Origin of the sequence: Clostridium manihotivorum, assembly GCF_004015185.1 — a bacterium.
Lineage (GTDB): Bacteria > Bacillota > Clostridia > Clostridiales > Clostridiaceae > Clostridium_AR > Clostridium_AR manihotivorum.
Genome location: NZ_CP025746.1, coordinates 2,633,990 through 2,651,775 on the forward strand (window position 1 = coordinate 2,633,990; position 17,786 = coordinate 2,651,775).

Sequence of the window (17,786 nt, forward strand, 5' to 3'; positions counted from 1 at the left end):
AAAACAACACAACAAAGTAATGAAGCAACTAAGTAAAAGTGTATAGCATAAAAATTCAACAAAGAAATGGAGCAAGAGAGCCAAGCATAAAAAAGCAGTAATAAGAACCAAGTAGGGAAGTAAAATCTTCATGTGTGGCAATGGTAATTGATAATTAATTTTGAGGAGGTTATAAAAAAATGATGCAAAAAATTCAGCGCTTTGGTGCTGCTATGTTTGTTCCAGTTTTATTCTTCGCTTTCTATGGTATGGTAGTTGGCTTTTCTATTTTGTTTACCAATGCAGATATTATGGGCCCAATAGCAGCCAAAGGCACAGCGTGGTATAGCTTTTGGTATGTAGTTCAACAAGGTGGGTGGACAGTGTTTAATCAATTGCCATTACTGTTTGTAGTTGGATTGCCAATTGCATTAGCTAAAAAAGCTCAAGCTCGAGCTTGTCTAGAAGCTTTATTAATATATTTGACCTTTAACTATTTTATTAATGCTATTCTTACTCTTTCAGGTTCAAGCTTTGGTGTCAATTTTGACTTAGCCCCTGGAGTAACGAATGGTGTATCAAGTGGACTTGCAATGATTGCAGGGATAAAGACTCTTGATACTGGAATGATAGGTGCAATATTAATTGCAGGAATAGCTGTATATTTACATGGAAAGTTTTTCGAAAAGAGGTTACCTGCTTACTTAGGAATTTTTCAAGGCTCAGTTTTTGTAGCAATGATAGGATTCTTAGTAATGCTTCCTACTGCTTTATTAATGTGCTTAGTTTGGCCAAAGGTTCAAGGTGGCATAGGAGCACTGCAAGGCTTTTTAGCTTCCTCTGGAGTTATAGGGGTTTGGATATACACCTTCTTAGAACGTATTTTGATTCCAACAGGTTTGCACCACTTCATTTATGGACCATTTATTTTTGGACCAGCAGTAGTACCAGATGGAATTGCTTCTTACTGGCCAAAGCATTTATCAGATTTTGCAACAAGTGCACATTCTTTAAAGCAGATGTTCCCAGCAGGTGGTTTTGCGCTTCATGGCTCCTCTAAGATATTTGGCTGTGCAGGTATAGCTTTAGCTATTTATTCAACTTCTAAGCCTGAAAAGAAAAAAGTTGTAGCGGGATTACTTATACCTGCAACAATAACCGCTATTGTGGCTGGGATTACTGAACCACTTGAATTTACCTTCCTATTTATAGCTCCTGCATTATTTGCTGTACATGCTGTTTTAGCTGCAACCTTAGCTGCTACTGAATATTCCTTTGGAGTGGTAGGTAACTTTGGAGGAGGACTAATAGATTGGTTTGCGCAAAATTGGCTTCCATTATTTAAATATCACCCAGGTACTTATATAACTCAGGTAATAATAGGTTTATGTTTTACAGGAATATATTTCTTAGTATTTCGGTTCTTAATATTAAAATTCAACTTTGCAACCCCAGGACGTGAACCAGAGGACGAAGAGGCAAAACTTTATACAAAAGCTGATTATAAAGCCAAAAAGGGTGCTGATGGAGAAACTAAGAAGGAAGCAAAAAAAGAAAGTCAAGCTGTGCAATTTCTACAAGCCTTAGGCGGAAGTGAAAATATAGCTGATGTCACCAATTGTGCCACTAGATTGCGTATAACTGTAAATGATGAAAATAAATTATCACCAGACAGTGTGTTTAAAAGTGCTGGAGCTCATGGGGTTGTGAGAAATGGAAAGGCTATTCAAGTAATAGTTGGACTGTCAGTCCCTCAGGTTAGAGAAGAATTTGAAAGCTTACTTTTAAAATCATAAGCCAACAATTGAGCTTAAAATTAACTTTTAGTGAATAGAGTATTTGAATTATTAATAAAAAATTAAATGATTTGAGGAGGAAGAGATATGAAAAAATTTTCAGTGGTAATAGCAGGAGGGGGAAGTACTTTCACTCCTGGCATAGTATTAATGTTACTAGACAATCTAAATAAGTTTCCAATAAGAAAGCTTAAATTTTATGATAATGATAAAGAGAGGCAAGCAACAGTAGCCGGAGCCTGCGAGATAATTTTAAAAGAAAAGGCGCCTGAAATAGAGTTTTTAGCAACTACAGATCCAGAAGAAGCCTTTACCGATGTTGATTTTGTTATGGCACATATAAGAGTTGGTAAATATGCAATGCGTGAATTGGATGAAAAAATTCCATTAAAATATGGAGTTGTTGGACAAGAAACCTGTGGCCCAGGAGGAATAGCTTACGGAATGAGGTCTATAGGCGGAGTTGTTGAAATTCTTGATTATATGGAAAAATATTCGCCCAATGCTTGGATGCTTAATTATTCTAATCCAGCTGCAATAGTGGCAGAGGCAACAAGAAAGTTAAGACCTAACTCAAAAATACTAAACATCTGCGACATGCCAATAGGTATAGAAACAAGAATGGCAGAGATACTAGGCTTAAGTTCAAGAAAAGAAATGACTGTTAAATATTATGGACTTAACCATTTCGGATGGTGGACAGATATCCGCGATAAGGCTGGCAATGACTTAATGCCAAGGTTAAAGCAGCATGTTGCAAAATACGGTTATGTAGCTGAAAAAGGAGACACTCAACATACGGATGCTAGTTGGAATGATACCTTTGTTAAAGCTAGGGACGTATATGCAGTAGACCCAAGTACACTACCCAATACTTATTTGAAATATTATTTATTCCCAGATTACGTGGTTGAACACTCTAATAAAGAATATACAAGAGCAAATGAAGTAATGGATGGTCGTGAAAAGTTTGTATTTGGAGAATGTAGAAAGGTTATAGAAAATCAATCTACAGAAGGCTGCAAGATGGAAATAGACGAACATGCTTCCTATATAGTGGATTTAGCAAGAGCTATTGCTTATAACACCCATGAAAGAATGTTATTGATAGTACCTAACAATGGATCAATAGAAAATTTTGATCATACTGGAATGGTTGAAATACCTTGCATAGTTGGTTGCAATGGTCCAGAACCATTAGCAATAGGAAAGATACCTCAATTTCAAAAGGGACTTATGGAACAACAAGTGTCTGTGGAAAAATTAGTAGTTGAAGCTTGGGCAGAACAATCCTATCAGAAACTATGGCAAGCTATAACCCTTTCTAAGACTGTTCCTAGTGCAAAGGTTGCTAAGCAAATATTAGATGAATTGATAGAAGTGAATAAAGATTACTGGCCAGAATTATATTAAAAATAAAAGCAATTTGGGATTACCAAATTGCTTTTATTTTTACTGTCTAGGAAGAAATAAAATTTTTTGCTAGCTAAACTTAATAATTTTAAGGATTTATAATAGATATATAGTATAAACACCAAAAAAGAAATTTATTGGACTACCATATTTTCAGCATACATAATCGAAAGGGCTGATGGGGAAAAATTTCACTTAAGAAGATATTTTAAGCGAATTTATGATACTTCTTCACTAACATAATCATTAGAATTGGTTACTGAATATAATGAATAGAAGAAGCCTTTCTTATCAAGAAGTTCATCAAAGCTGCCTTGTTCTATAACTTCTCCCTTATTCATTACTATGATTTGATCGTAATTGGTCAATATATCAGCATACAACTTATGAGTGATGATTATTCTAGTTAAATCTTTTATTTTTAAGATAGCATCTTCAACTTGACGAGAAGTTTCATTGTCCAAGGCAGCAGTAGCTTCATCCATTATAAGAATTGGAGTACCACGTACTAGGCAACGAGCTATGGAAATACGCTGCTTTTCACCACCAGATAGATTAACTCCGTTTTCACCACACTTATAATCTATTCCTTTTTCATCAATTAATTTAGATAGACCGGCACAGGATACAGCGTAGTCTATACTTTCTCTATCAAAGTCTCTAAAGAGAGTGATATTTTCAGCAATGCTGTTATTGAATACAAATACATTCTGTTGGATCATAGAAACCATATCATATAAGCTGTCCACTGAAATATCTCGCAATTCATGACCATCAATTTCGATAGCGCCTTCATAGCTGTTGTGGTAACCAAGCAGTAGATTTAGTAAGGTTGACTTACCACTTCCGCTGCTACCTACTATGGCATAGCTTTTATTCTTTTCAAACTTCACATTGATGTTTTTCAATGTTTGAGTGTTTTCAGTATATCCAAAGGAAACATTTTTATAAGCAATTGAATTACTAAAAGAAGGTAATGTAATGGTTCCGCTAGTAGTATTAGATGCTTCTGCAATAGTTTCAATCTTTTTAATTAAGCCTTCTGCGGCTCTTCTGTTTGCAAGGGCAGGACCAATAGCGTTTATTGGTCCTAAAACATAATTTAGCAACTGAATGAAGGCTACAACAACTCCGACTGTAATTGCTCCAGTTATTGCTAAGTACACGCCTAAGCCGAATATAGTTAGTTCAACCACAAGTCCTGCCAGTGAATTGAGAATTTCAATGTTATTTGTTACATCCCTACGTGTCTTCTTGGTTTGCTCTAGCTCATCATTTTTACTTACAAAAATATGGAAAATATCTTTATCGGCCTTAAAGCTCTTAATTACAGGGAAACCTGTCAATAGATCCTTAACAAGAGCTACAAAAGCTGCATTCTTATCTGATACTTTAACTTCAGCAGTTGTAAGTCTATTGCCGAGAATAGCATTTACTAAGATAGGAAGTGTGCTGGTAGCTAAAGTAACTAAAAGCATCTTCCAATTATAGTAAGCCATAGCAGCAAGACCGCCTATAAATAAGGAACATTGTAATACTAGATTTATATTACCCACAAGATAGTTCTGTTCAATGGAAGTTAAATCATTACTAAAGGCTGAAATATAAGTGCTTGAAGCCTCCTTATTAAAGGAATTGATATTCTTGTCTAATATTTTCTGAAAAACTTTATTTTTATATTGATTAAGCGCTCTTTTTATATAGCGGTTTATAAATATTTTCCGCAATATGGATGCAAGAATTGTTGATCCCATAACAATTCCAGCAAGGGTCAAGTCCCTCCAAAACTCTGTGATATCTCCTTTACGAGCTACATCAATTAATATCTCAAGGATAAAGGCAATTGCAATTTGAAGTGCTGCATTTGCAATAACCACCAATATTGACATGAAATAATTAAGATGATTGTTTTTATAAAACTCTTTTTTATAGCTTACCTCTGTATTTGCCATAACTAAAACTCCTTCTCAAAATTCATGGTAAAAGTATTTCTGTATTCTAATTGATCAATCTTCTTTTTGTCAGTAAGGAAATTTTTTATCATATCAATATCAATTGTATACACAGTGAAACCAGTGATATGGGATGCAGAAAAAATTACTTTCATAACTGCACCACATTTTTCAAATTCTAGATATAATGAGACATCATGCTCAAATTCATCTATGTGGATGAGAGATTTAAACTGTCCAGTCTCTTCTTCAACTAATTCTCTAAAACTTTCCAAAAAATTCACTGTAAAAATTTTACCTATAGCTGGTGGAAGACTATGGTGAAGCTTTTCAAACTTTCTTTCCATGAAGCATTTTGAAAAATCTACAGCTTTCTCAATGCGAGTATTTTTTTCTTCATCAATTACAAGCTTAGATGAGAAAAGATCATTTCCCTCATTTAACAGCAACATCATGTCTTGTAATCTTTTCAGTTGAAGTTTTTTTAACTCAATTTGAGTTTGAATGAGAAGTTTTCTTGATTCTACCATCTCTTTTATATCTTGTTTATCATAGGATAGCTCGCAAATCTCGCTGATACTAAAGCCTAGATTTTTTAGAAATAGTATATTTCCGATTTTTTCAGCTTCTCCCTTACAATATTTTCTCGGCATACGAGCCTTGTCTTGAATACTCTGAATAAGTCCCTTTTCCTCATAAAATCTAAGTGTTCTAGTTGTAATGTGATACTGACTGCAAATTTCACTTATCGTATACAAATGTTCCATAATATTCCTCCTGAGTCTATTCACATTATAGCAATTTACGTAAGGTCAATGTCAAGGCTTATTTCATAATTCTAGTATTTTAGGATTAATATACAATTGTGTTCTGATAGGTAGGTGCTTATATATGATCAGGAATTTTGGAGTGCAAGCATACCTTAATATAGCTAAAAATAAAAGTATTGACCTTGGTGTAAGACTAAGGTCTATAATTATCATATATCTAGATATAGAAAAAATACCAAATCACAGGAGTTGTTTATTTTGTTTACAATAGGGGATATATCAAGAATAGTAAATATTTCTGCTAATACCTTAAGGTATTATGATGAGATTGGGCTTTTTAAGCCGTGTTTAGTTCAAGCAAGTAACCAGTATAGATATTATTCAAATTCACAAATTAAAGAGCTTACCTTTATATTGGAACTTAAACAATATGGCTTTTCTTTAGATGAAATAAGATTATTATTAAAAGACAATAGTAATGAGAGTCTAAAAGCCATGTTGGAAAAAAAACGTATCGAGTTGCGAAGTGAGATAATGAAACTTGAGGATCAGTATGGATTGTTAGAAAAGAGAATTAATAAAATAGATCAGGATGTTGGGACAAAGGCTAAAGGGTGCAGGGTCCTTATTGCTGATGATTTTGAATTAGCAAGAAAGATGATAAGAAACATTATTGAAGAATATGGGTATACGGTAGTTGGAGAAGCTTCTACAGGAGAGGAAGCAGTTGCTGCATATGATTTATTAAACCCCGAACTTGTTATAATGGATATCGTGATGCCTAAGATGGATGGTATTGATGCAACAGTACATATTATGCAGAAAGATGAAAATGCTAGAGTGATTATCTGTTCTGCAATGAGTCAAGGTCAAGTTATATTAGAAAGTATAAAAGCCGGCGCTATGGATTTTATTTCAAAACCAATATCAAGCTCAAGACTCATAAAAGCTTTGGAAAGAAGGTTAGATCATAAGAATAGCGTCAACATAGAGCGAATTAATAATATGTTAACCGCTGATGACAATAAGTTTAAAGAGAAAATGTCTACAATTGCACTGAAACAAGAAGAAATTGACTTTCTTATATATAATAGTGACAATGAGCAAGAAGTGATTAATAAAGTTTTTGATAAAGATGAGAAGCTTGATATAAAGATACAAGAGCATTCCGTAACTGGCCCGCTTCCTATAGAGCTAAAAATATTAGAAAACTTAAAAGATAAATTCGCTGAATTAGCACAAAAATTTTCAATTTATTTGACAAGTAAATTTAATAGTGAATGCTCAATTAAGCAGCTAACAGTTGAGAACATTACTATAAGTGAACTAAGAACATTCTTAATAGCAGGCAGTGATATAGGCGTGATTAAAAATAATATTACTAGTTCACCTATTAAGGTTATCTTGTCAGAGTGTTGGGGAAATAATAAGGAGATTATGGAAGGATTACTTGATTTGACTGCGAAAGGCTTAAAAAGGATAAATCCGGATTTTAATAGCATAGATATGATAATATATTCAGAAAGTAAAAGTATACTTAATGAAAGAGACTCAATAATATTGATTTCTTTTAGTATTAAGCGTAATGATAAAGATAAAGGTTTTGTTATGTTAACCCTGCCCCATGATTTGCTGGAGTATTTATAAAAAAGGCATCAGATATAGGAATGAACTGGACAAAAGTCTTGAAATGATTTATAAAGAGGCTACATCAAAGTGGAGGATGCTGCTCTTATCAGGGTAAGCATCTTTTTGACCTTTAATTGAGAAGAATTTTATTCACTAGTATTGTTTGTTATATAGGACAAGTGATTTCTATATGATTTCCCTCGCTATCAGTAAATTCTAAGACTTTATTTGCACCTATAGTTGTTAACGGAAAGACAATTGGACAATTTAGCTCATGAAATCTTTTTAGAATTAAATCAATATTATTTACAGCAAAACTAGGTAAACAATTATTTCCCCATATTTTTGTTTCATTCATTTTCTGATTTGCAAATAATCCATATCTAAAACCATGAATAACAAAAACACTATATACTTCATCTCTTTCAGTAACTTTTTGTCCAAATAGTTTTTCATAGAATTCAATTGCTCTTTGCATATCATTTACACATATGTACAATGAGTCTATGTTAAAGGCTAAGTTCATCAGTTCTCCCTCTTTCTAAAAAATTTAATCTATAGTGTATTATATCAATCCATATGCGACAACAGCTGGTGTTAGTATAATATTGTAGACACAGAAAGCCGAACACTTTAAAATAAAGAAAGAGAAGGAAGTGTTAAAGTGTCAAGAGGCCAAAAACAATATACGGAAGAATTCAAAAATACAATAGTAGAGCTTTATAATGCTGGAAAGAGCTTAGCAGAGTTAAGCAGTGAATATGCCCTATCAAAATCCACAATAACTGGATGGATAAAGAAGAATAAACCTATAGCTGTTGATAAAGGTACAACTATAACTGCAGCAGATTATCAGGCTTTAATAAAAAAGAATAAGCAACTTGAAGAAGAGAATGAAATATTAAAAAAAAGCCATGGGCATATTCGCAAGGAAGTAACTACTGTATTTGAGTTCATAACTAACAACCAAAAATATCATGATATTAAGCTTATGTGCAAGGTTTTAAAGGTGTCTAGGAGCTCATATTATAAACATTTACATAAAAAGCCTAGCAATAGAGCAATAGAAAATTCAAAAATAGAAGAAAAGATTATAAATATCCACAAAGAGAGCAAAAAATCGTTACGGGGCAGTTAAGATAAACGAAGCTTTAAAATCCTCAGGGATAACTATAAGTCTAAAGAAAACCCAACGATTAATGAAGAAACTGGGGATAAAATCTATAATAGTAAAAAAGTTCAGACCAACTTCATCTAAAAACAAAATAGAAACACAATAAAACGTTTTAAAAGAGATTTCAATGCAACCACAATTAACGAAAAATGGGTAACAGACATTACCTATATCCACACAATTAAGGATGGTTGGTGCTATTTAGCGTCAGTTATGGACTTATATAGTAGAAAAATAATTGGCTATGCCATGTCTAAATTTATTGATACCGACCTTGCTTTGCAAGCGTTGAAAAATGCAATTAAGTTGCAAAAGCCAACCAAGCCATTGATCCTTCATAGCGATTTAGGCTGTCAATATACAAGCTCTGCTTTTAAAGAATATATCAGTAGCACTAAATTAATTACTCATTCTTTTAGTGGTAAAGGCTGTCCCTATGATAATGCTTGTATTGAGTCCTTTCATGCTTCTTTAAAAAAAGAAGAAGTTCACCTTGTTAAGTATTTTGATTATGATGCTGCAAGACTTGCTATATTTGAGTATATAGAAGCTTGGTATAACAGAAAAAGGATACATAGTAGTATTGGCTATTTAACCCCGCAAAAATGTGAAGATTTAGCTAGAAAAATTGCGTAAAAAGTTCAACTTTTTGTGTCTAATATATTGACATAGATCCAAGCATGTCATGTTTAAACATATAAAATAAAAAAAATCACTAAAGAAAGTATCTTTAACTAGTTTTTTAGACAATGTCTTAATGGTATCAATAATCAATAAAATACTAAAACAGATGACGCAGATAAGTCCTAGGAATGAAAGTATTCTAAATATTATATAAGTCACGAACCCGACTAATTCATATATAGCCATTTGTAGTTGAAATAGTACATTTATCTGTGAAAGAGAAAAGCCCCCGATTATTCCGAACAATAGACTTAATCTTTTCTCCAAAGTACCCCCTCCAATATATAATTAACAATAATAGCATATAAGTTTAATTACATATAATAGATATGAATTATTACAAGTGCTTTACATTTATGCAAGTGAATTTAATTTATCTAATGTCTACGTTTAGGAATAATGTTGAAATTAAGTGGTTATACAAACACAAAGATGATATATCAGTAAACTAATCACTTAATTTCAACGGAGGACAGGACTTTAAGAGCTATTGTATATGGATATTTAGTCTGTAGCAGCGAATTATATTTAATATTACTTATGGCTAAGTACAGACTTCTTATTTTTCTTTCTCTACAACAATTGTCTTCACACCAGTTTCTTCTATCTTTATCAATTCGTCCTCTAAGGCATCCCAATCTGTTATTAATGTATCAAATTTGTTTACATCGCAAACCTTGATAAAGGCTTTAAACCCAATCTTTTGGCTAGGCATTAGCAAAATGTTTTTTCTGGTATTTTCTATTACAGCTCTTTGGAAGGTAGCTGTTTCATCAGTACCATTTGATAGACCAAAGGCAGCATCCACTCCACCAGCAGATATGAGACTTATATCAAAATGCATGTTTTTCACAAAGGCAGTAGCAAAGCTATCTACAAGAGAAGTAGTACCATGTTGACGCATTTTGCCACCAACAATATACACAGTGACATTATCCCAATACTTTAACTCTTCAGCCAAGGTTACCGAATTAACTACCAAGGTGTAATGTATATCTCTTGGCAGATACTTCAACAGTATGAAGCCTATGGAGGCACTTGTGAGGTAAACTATATCATTTTCTTTAACAAATTCGGCTCCCTTCTTTGCAATAGCAGCATAATTATCATATACCTCCATGTTTTTCATATCTCTTACTCTAGGCGGCATTACACCAACCTGCATCAGGGGGATTGCTCCTCCATGTGTTCTTTTTAGTAACGATTTTTCCTCAAGGATTCTTAGATCTCGTCTAGCAGAATCCACTGAGATATTAAACAACTGCTGTATTTCTCCAATGGAAATTCTTCCTTTTTCATTAATAATTTTTAAGATTTCTTCATGGCGCTCTTCAATAAACATTCAACATCACTCCTATTAATATAATTGTAAGCATAAATAAATGTATAATCATATTCCTGTATGTTAATAGTATATAATGAATGTTAATGGTTTGCAACCATAAAATGTAAAAACAATTAATTAACGTTAATATAACTGAAAAATACATTAATGAATGTTAATGATTATAGAATTGGAATATCCATTACTCTGAATCCACATGCTACTTCAATCCTAAAACTTAAAATAAAGCATTCGATAAATTTACGAAGCTTTATTTTGAAAGATTTCATTTTGAAGTAGTATGTAGATAATTACTACTTTGTTATTATTGGTTTCCCTTCAGAATCTAGTAAAACTGTCAATCCACCAGAAGTTCCATTGCTGACATATAGATAATTTACTCCAGTTTCTCTATCAATGATTATGTTATAACTTTGTAGAAGCCCTTGAGTAGATATAGCTTCAAATCTTTTATCTTCCTTCATAAGCTCACCTCTTTTATTTAGAATAGTGTTATCAATCTATAATTTATGATTATTCATAAAAATTAAGAACGTAATGACAAGTGATTTTATCATTATCTAATCATTACACATGGTGGAAAAGTGACCTGAGGACACAATAAAAATTGAGTTGGTGTAAGCGCACATATGAAAGAAAAGTTTTTAGAAAGCGAATTGAAGAAATTTGACTTATTGAAATAAGTACAGGCAAAGAATTAAATCTTACCCAAATATTATGAACAAGAATATTTTATAAAATTAAATAATTACTGTTATAAAGGACTACTAAGAATATTGATAGCACTGCCATTGGTTAATAAGGAAAGTAGATAAAAATTGATTAAATGCACAGAAATTGTTAATATTGTAGTAATAAGGATTTATGAGTCTGAAATGTATTTTAGCGAGAAAATTAATATATAGCTATAATACTACATATAAAGAGGAGTAGGTATAATGAGTACAAGTAAAAAAGTTTTTGTTCTTGGTATGGCTAGAAGTGGATATGAGGCTGCAAAGCTCCTAGTAAGTAAGGGATATGAGGTAATTATCAATGATGCCAATACTGAACAGAACTTAGAACAGGTAAAAGAACTGCAATCATTTGGTGTCAAAATCATATTAGGAAGTCATCCGGATGATTTGTTTGATAACAGTTTTGATATGATAATTAAAAATCCTGGTATTTCAAATAAGCATAAATATGTAGAAAAAGCACTTGAGCTTAATATACCTGTCATAAATGAATTGGAATTGGCTTTTAGATATTTTCCAACAGGTGTAAAAATAGTTGGAGTTACTGGAACTAATGGAAAAACCACAACAACTACATTGATTTACGAAATTCTGAAAAAGGCTTCCTTGGATGTGTTATTAATGGGGAATATAGGGTATCCAGTATGCTCTTTTGTATCTCAATTAAAAAATAATAGTATTGCAGTTATGGAAGTATCTGATCATCAGTTGTGTAATGTAGTAGACTTTAAGACAGACATTTCTGTTTTAACTAATATATCAGAAGCACATCTTGACTTCCATGGCTCTTACGATATTTACAAAAGTATGAAAAAGAGAATATTTAATCATCATACAAAAAGTAACATTTCTATTATCAATTCAGATGATAAAGAAGTGCTTAGTCTAACAGAGGATATTGATTCTACTAAAAAGTATTTTTCATTTAGTTCTCCAAATAAATTAGGTTGTGAAGTTAATGATGGATATATTTATTACAATGATCAGAGGATTATATCCATAGAAGAAATAAAAATTAAGGGCAGACATAATTATGAGAATGCTATGGCAGCTATTGCAGTTTCTAAAGAGTTAGGGGTAGAAAATGATGCTATTGTTAATGTATTAAAAACTTTTGAAGGAGTAGAGCATCGAATAGAATATGTTAAAACCATAAATAATATAGATTTTTATAATGATTCAAAAGCCACTAACATAAAATCTACTCAAACTGCACTTTCTTCATTCACAAGACCAACCATAGTATTATTGGGGGGATTAGATAGAGGCCAGAGTTTTGATGGCTTAAAAGAATATCTGACAAATGTAAAGTTAATTGTAGCCTTTGGTGAGGTGAAAGTGAGGGTAGATGAATTTGCGAAGCAATGCCAAATCCCTTGCAAGGTTGCTAATAGTCTACATGAGGCTACAGAAATAGCATATACTTTAGCTAGTGATGGTTACGTTGTGCTTTTAAGTCCAGCCTGCGCTGCATGGGACCAATTCAAGGACTTTGAAGTTCGTGGAAATTTATTCAAGGAATATGTAAATAACCTGGAATCTAAATAAGTATGAACCAATGCTATTATCAAAAAGCCTTTGGCCCTGATAGGCCAATTTTAAAATACAAATTTAATTATGAAGAGGTAAATCTGTAATTAGCTGTTGATATATGAAGTGATAAAGTCAGGATAACTAGAGCCTGCAAAGGCAATTACTTGTATAAAGCTGGGAGGATAACTCGATGGAATATGAAATCATACATTTACCAAAAGAGAAGTGGCAAGGAACCATAATTCCAATAAAATATACCACAGATAAATACTATGATGTTATGGTAAATAAAACAGATAGAGGATATGTAATTGATATAGAAAAGAAAGAATTTAGACAATCAGTAACTCATACACCGGAAGAATATGATTTTCCAGATAAGTTATACGAAGAACACTGGGAAAATGCCTATGCATGGGGAGTAGTGGTTAATGATGAATTAGTTGCTGCAATTGAAACTGACCAAGAATTGTGGTCCAATCGCCTAAGAATAACAGAGCTTTGGGTATCAGAAACATATCAAAAGCAAGGTATAGGCCATGAATTGATAGAAATAGCGAAGGAACAAGCAAGAAGAGAACGTCGTAGAGCTATTATATTAGAAACACAATCTTGCAATGTCAATGCAGTAGATTTCTATCAGCATGAAGGTTTTACTTTAATTGGCATGGACACTTGCTGCTATAAAAACAACGATTTAAAGAGAAAAGAAGTAAGATTAGAATTTGGGTGGTTTCCAGAAGAAAAGAAGAGATTAAATGCTGAAGAGATAGAAATTCGAAGAGAAAAAAAGGACGATTATTATAATGTGGAGTTAATGACCAAAGAGGCCTTTTGGAATAAGCATCATCTTGGATGTGACGAGCATTATCTTGTCCATAAATTACGTGAAGATAAGGATTATATTCCAGAGCTAAGTAGAATAGCTTTAAAGAATGGAGAAGTAATAGGCTGCATAATGTACTCAAAAGCACAAGTAGTTGATGGATTAGATATCCATGAAATTGTAACTTTTGGGCCTCTTTCTGTAGCACCTAAATGGCAAGGCTGTGGAGTAGGGGAGTTATTATTAAGGGAGACAATGAAATTAGCGGCAGGTAAAGGATATAAAGGTATTGTAATCTTTGGAGAACCAGATTATTATCCTAGAATAGGCTTTAAGACCTGTGATAATTTCAATATTACAACCAGTGATGGTAAAAACTTTGATGCCTTTATGGCTATAGAATTAGCACAAGATAGCATGAAGGACATAAAAGGAAAATTCTACGAGTCAGAGGTTTTTGAAAATCTTCCAAAGGAAGAAGTAGAAGAATATAATAAGAATTTTCCTAAGCTAAAAAAGTTAAGGTTTCCAGGTCAATGGGATTAAATAAGAACTTATCTAAAGATTTATCACTTAAATACTCACAAACCCGCATTCTATAAGTAAATTCTTAAGAAGTTATAAAGTTATATTGCACAGTAATAGAATCCACAATTATATGGCATTTGCGATAAAATTGTGGATTCTATTAGTTTTATATTTATTTTTTCATATAGTCAGCAGCATTCTTATGTTCAGCTGCATTATCATGCTTAGAATTATATATATCAACAACTTTTTTTATACCATCATTAGTCATGTATTTCAAATACTTTTCAATGTATGACCAGTTTCCAGTCTTTTGTATTATGTCTGCAGCTGTTAAATCAGCCTCATTTCCAGAAAGCTTGGATAAATCTTCAGAAGCATCTAGTTGATCTTTTTGGCCCATTGTTAGATATACTGCATTGTTTTTTTCAACAACTTTAATATTAAAGTGCATATATTTTAGTATCTCATCAAAAGGCATATATAGCTGAGGTTCAGAATCTTTTTCGCTTCTTATAGACACCAAAGGCTTGTTTAAAGCAATTTCTTTCCCATTAAAATATACCTTATAGTTATTAAAGTTTGCAGATTTTATTTTTCCATCAGATGAAATAGCGGTTGCATTAGTTGATGTTTCTTTAGAAGCTTCTGTACTTTTATTGGTATCAGTGTCTTTATTATTTACAGGCTTTCTATCAAGTGTTAAGAAAGCAATAACACCACATAATACAATAATTAAGGCTCCCATAAATATAATTCGTAAATCAAATTTTTTCATTTTGTGCTCCTTTCAAATTTAAGCTAACGAATTTCTGTATAGCTAATTTTATTTAGATATTTTTATAGATGTAAAATCTAAAATTTAACTAAGACATTGCTTAAATTTTTTCTTTGTAGAAGCTTATTTTATACTTGTTTTAAAATCGTGACTTTAAGCGATTTTGAAACAAATATAAATTAATAATTAAGTCTTTAAGCAAATATTATGCATATATACTTTTAGCTAAACTTAGATATCTATCAAAGTATAGGCTATGATTTGATATTAAATACAAAAACAATCGAATGATTACTTCATTTATTTTACTATTATAGCACAATATTGGTTTTATAAAGTTAATTTTTTACAACAACAAGTGTTTTAACATGGTAATCTACCTATGAAGACACAAGTAAATACATATAATAATTTTAGACTCTCTTATAAAATAATATTCTGTTATAGTAAGCTGGAAGAGATACTTATGCTTATAAAAAATATTTCTAACAATAAAATACATGCATAAAAGTAAAAAATAATCACCTTTTATACATGTCTTTATCTATAATTATTCACAATTTCCTATAGACTAATAATCATACCTTGATAGAGAATCAATGATCAGTAGCTTATCTAATACTATCTTTTATAGCCGTAGATAAAATATGTTCCATTGAGTTCTTCATAGGGAATTGAGTATTTATTCAATATGGAAAGAAATTCATTGGTTTCATCAATTATTCCATCATCTATTAACTGTCCTTGATGATACCTACATACTGGTTGAACCCTAATCCATTCAATGGAGTAAAAAGGTGTTATAGCTTCATTACTCCAATCACCATAATACCATGGAATATTATCAAAGGTTTCTGGATAGAGTGTATCCATATGCACATATTTAATTTGATATGGTGGAGGAAATTGTAATGTCTTCACGGCACTTTGTAGTTCTCTCCACTTGGTATTATTCATTAAAGAATACATTTGCTTTTCATTAATGATTCGAATTACTTTTTCTTTAAGGCTTTTCATTTTCTATAAGCCTTCTTTGTAAATAATACTTACTATTATATCAGTAGCCTCAGAAGTATTGTTGGATAGCATAAATTCATGATTTCTATCTTTATTTGGACAGTCAATTATAAGTAGATCATTGCTAACAGCTTCAAAAATACTATCATTAATAGAAGTGTTAAAGCCACCATTTATGGTGTAAAAACAAATTGCTACAAGTTCTTTATCTGCTGGAGTTGTATGTTGGAACTTAAGCTGTTTGTTAGAATTAATATTAAGATGAAGTAATAGTCCATCATAGTTTTCTCTTGTCATTAGATTGAAGACAGTAGCTGTCCCATAAGTTCTAGTGGTCCAATCGCCCATGAAAGAATCTTGCTCAAAGGACTTGAGCAGTTTTTTATATTTATTTTCATGATCTAAAGTTATTTCTCCGTCTACAACCATGAATTTACGATAAACTTCTGGAAGACTGCTAAAAGTGGATTCTGGAATATCGATCTTAGCAATTCCTAGTCTCCATAAAAAGTTTCTGCTGGCATAATCAGAAGTTACAGGGTATGTAGTAAGTTCCGTAGCCATGCCTCCAGACCAATAGGTTGGTTTATAGTTCTCTTGTGTTAGTAGCTCCACATTATATTTCATATATTAAGTACACCTTCTTTACGTATCTTTTATGTACATTATATTGAAAGCTGTAGATATAATCAAATAGGTATTCTTAAATAGTAAGAAAGCTTAGTGCTGTTAACACTAAGCTAAAGTTTGCAAGAATTATTTTAAAGCTTATTAGATAAAGCATTATTTTATCTGAGCCACTATGTATATACTCTTTAACACTTGTTTTGAAAATTAGAAAGCTGCATTGAAACGCCATCTCCCATAATCTTAAATCCAAACTTTTCATAAAAGGCTGCATTCTTTCTTTCTTCAGGCATGATTTCAAGATATAAATAATTCTTATATTTTTCCTTAATCATCTCAATCACTGTTCCAGCAATTTTCATTCCTTGATAATTAGGATTTACCAAAACATAATGAATGAATGCTACCATTTCACTGTCATCTAGTACACGTACTAGTCCAACTAGTTTATCATCATCCCAAGCTGTTATCACCGTAGAGGAATTCATTAAGGCTTTATGCAATCTACTTGGATACTGGCCAGACACCCAGCCAACGGATAAAAACAATTGCTGTACTTCTATTTCTGTGAAGTTTTTTTCCTCAGTATAAGTAATGTTCATTTTTAAACTCCTCCTTTTTTATATTTGTAGTCACATTTTTTACATTGTGTTAGTGTATTTTCATTATCTTCTTTGTGGTAAGCTCCCGACCAACTGCAAATACTTTGAAGGATAGGAACTACTGAATTGCCTTTTGAAGTTAGGCAATACTCCACCCTAGGCGGAATCTCATCGAAGGATTTTCTATGTACAATATCATTTGAAATAAGTTCTTTTAAGGTGGATGCCAATACAGCATCGGTGATATTGCTCATTTCTTTTCGAAGTTCACTGTAACGCAAAGTGCCTTTCTCAGCCAAAACACATATTATTCTGGATTTCCATTTTCCACCGAAAATTTCAAGACCATATTCAAGTGGACATCGGATATCCTCTTCCAGTTTATGTTGATACATT

The 17,786-nt window shown here is 32.1% G+C and carries 15 protein-coding genes and 1 pseudogene; 6 read left to right on the forward strand and 10 right to left on the reverse strand.

The annotated features are described in order from the left end of the window. Nucleotides 1–179: 179 nt before the first annotated feature. Together C1I91_RS11835 and C1I91_RS11840 are read left to right on the forward strand one after the other, a co-directional pair. A complete protein-coding gene (locus C1I91_RS11835) occupies nucleotides 180–1,775 on the forward strand; it encodes an alpha-glucoside-specific PTS transporter subunit IIBC (RefSeq protein ID WP_128213066.1) in 1,596 nt (531 codons plus the stop codon). An 87-nt stretch (nucleotides 1,776–1,862) separates the two neighbouring features. Continuing rightward, the gene (locus C1I91_RS11840) at nucleotides 1,863–3,188 is read left to right on the forward strand and encodes a 6-phospho-alpha-glucosidase (RefSeq protein WP_128213067.1); all 1,326 of its coding nucleotides are present in this window, start codon (nucleotides 1,863–1,865) and stop codon (nucleotides 3,186–3,188) included. A gap of 218 nt (nucleotides 3,189–3,406) precedes the next feature. Here C1I91_RS11840 and C1I91_RS11845 read toward each other — a convergent pair whose 3' ends face one another. Further along, nucleotides 3,407–5,140 carry an ABC transporter ATP-binding protein gene (locus C1I91_RS11845; protein ID WP_128213068.1) on the reverse strand — a complete coding sequence of 578 codons (1,734 nt, stop codon included), beginning with the start codon at nucleotides 5,138–5,140 and terminating at the stop codon, nucleotides 3,407–3,409. Nucleotides 5,141–5,142: 2 nt separating this feature from the next. Then, nucleotides 5,143–5,907, reverse strand: coding sequence for a helix-turn-helix domain-containing protein (locus C1I91_RS11850; protein WP_128213069.1), 765 nt, complete (start codon nucleotides 5,905–5,907; stop codon nucleotides 5,143–5,145). Nucleotides 5,908–6,168: 261 nt separating this feature from the next. Here C1I91_RS11850 and C1I91_RS11855 point away from each other — a divergent pair, with 261 nt between their 5' ends. Then, the gene (locus tag C1I91_RS11855; RefSeq protein ID WP_128213070.1) at nucleotides 6,169–7,557 is read left to right on the forward strand and encodes a response regulator; all 1,389 of its coding nucleotides are present in this window, start codon (nucleotides 6,169–6,171) and stop codon (nucleotides 7,555–7,557) included. 148 nt (nucleotides 7,558–7,705) lie between these two features. Here the strand turns inward: C1I91_RS11855 and C1I91_RS11860 are convergent, their stop codons facing one another. Continuing rightward, a complete protein-coding gene (locus C1I91_RS11860) occupies nucleotides 7,706–8,065 on the reverse strand; it encodes a VOC family protein (protein ID WP_128213071.1) in 360 nt (119 codons plus the stop codon). 138 nt (nucleotides 8,066–8,203) lie between these two features. On the opposite strand from C1I91_RS11860, the pseudogene C1I91_RS11865 reads away from it, so the two are divergent. Further along, nucleotides 8,204–9,349: pseudogene (locus C1I91_RS11865) on the forward strand (IS3 family transposase). Nucleotides 9,350–9,956: 607 nt separating this feature from the next. Here C1I91_RS11865 and C1I91_RS11875 read toward each other — a convergent pair. Together C1I91_RS11875 and C1I91_RS11880 are read right to left on the reverse strand one after the other, a co-directional pair. Continuing rightward, on the reverse strand, nucleotides 9,957–10,739 hold the full coding sequence (locus C1I91_RS11875) for a DeoR/GlpR family DNA-binding transcription regulator (protein ID WP_128213072.1): 783 nt from the start codon (nucleotides 10,737–10,739) through the stop codon (nucleotides 9,957–9,959). Nucleotides 10,740–11,035: 296 nt separating this feature from the next. Continuing rightward, nucleotides 11,036–11,206: a DUF6440 family protein gene (locus tag C1I91_RS11880; RefSeq protein ID WP_128213073.1), complete on the reverse strand. Its 171-nt coding sequence runs from the start codon at nucleotides 11,204–11,206 to the stop codon at nucleotides 11,036–11,038. A 474-nt stretch (nucleotides 11,207–11,680) separates the two neighbouring features. On the opposite strand from C1I91_RS11880, the gene murD reads away from it, so the two are divergent. After that, nucleotides 11,681–13,027 (forward strand): UDP-N-acetylmuramoyl-L-alanine--D-glutamate ligase, encoded by a 1,347-nt coding sequence (gene murD, locus C1I91_RS11885; protein ID WP_128213074.1) that lies wholly within the window; start codon nucleotides 11,681–11,683, stop codon nucleotides 13,025–13,027. A 175-nt stretch (nucleotides 13,028–13,202) separates the two neighbouring features. After that, nucleotides 13,203–14,384 carry a GNAT family N-acetyltransferase gene (locus C1I91_RS28895; protein WP_238475983.1) on the forward strand — a complete coding sequence of 394 codons (1,182 nt, stop codon included), beginning with the start codon at nucleotides 13,203–13,205 and terminating at the stop codon, nucleotides 14,382–14,384. Between the two features lie 154 nt (nucleotides 14,385–14,538). Here the strand turns inward: C1I91_RS28895 and C1I91_RS11900 are convergent, their stop codons facing one another. From C1I91_RS11900 to C1I91_RS11920, 5 genes are all read right to left on the reverse strand, one after another. Next, nucleotides 14,539–15,144 (reverse strand): hypothetical protein, encoded by a 606-nt coding sequence (locus C1I91_RS11900; RefSeq protein ID WP_128213075.1) that lies wholly within the window; start codon nucleotides 15,142–15,144, stop codon nucleotides 14,539–14,541. A gap of 621 nt (nucleotides 15,145–15,765) precedes the next feature. Continuing rightward, on the reverse strand, nucleotides 15,766–16,161 hold the full coding sequence (locus tag C1I91_RS11905; protein WP_128213076.1) for a DUF6678 family protein: 396 nt from the start codon (nucleotides 16,159–16,161) through the stop codon (nucleotides 15,766–15,768). A gap of 3 nt (nucleotides 16,162–16,164) precedes the next feature. After that, nucleotides 16,165–16,788 (reverse strand): HutD family protein, encoded by a 624-nt coding sequence (locus C1I91_RS11910; protein ID WP_128213077.1) that lies wholly within the window; start codon nucleotides 16,786–16,788, stop codon nucleotides 16,165–16,167. A 188-nt stretch (nucleotides 16,789–16,976) separates the two neighbouring features. Further along, a complete protein-coding gene (locus tag C1I91_RS11915; protein ID WP_128213078.1) occupies nucleotides 16,977–17,390 on the reverse strand; it encodes a GNAT family N-acetyltransferase in 414 nt (137 codons plus the stop codon). A 2-nt stretch (nucleotides 17,391–17,392) separates the two neighbouring features. Further along, the gene (locus tag C1I91_RS11920; protein ID WP_128213079.1) at nucleotides 17,393–17,785 is read right to left on the reverse strand and encodes a winged helix-turn-helix transcriptional regulator; all 393 of its coding nucleotides are present in this window, start codon (nucleotides 17,783–17,785) and stop codon (nucleotides 17,393–17,395) included. Between the last annotated feature and the right edge of the window lies 1 nt (nucleotide 17,786).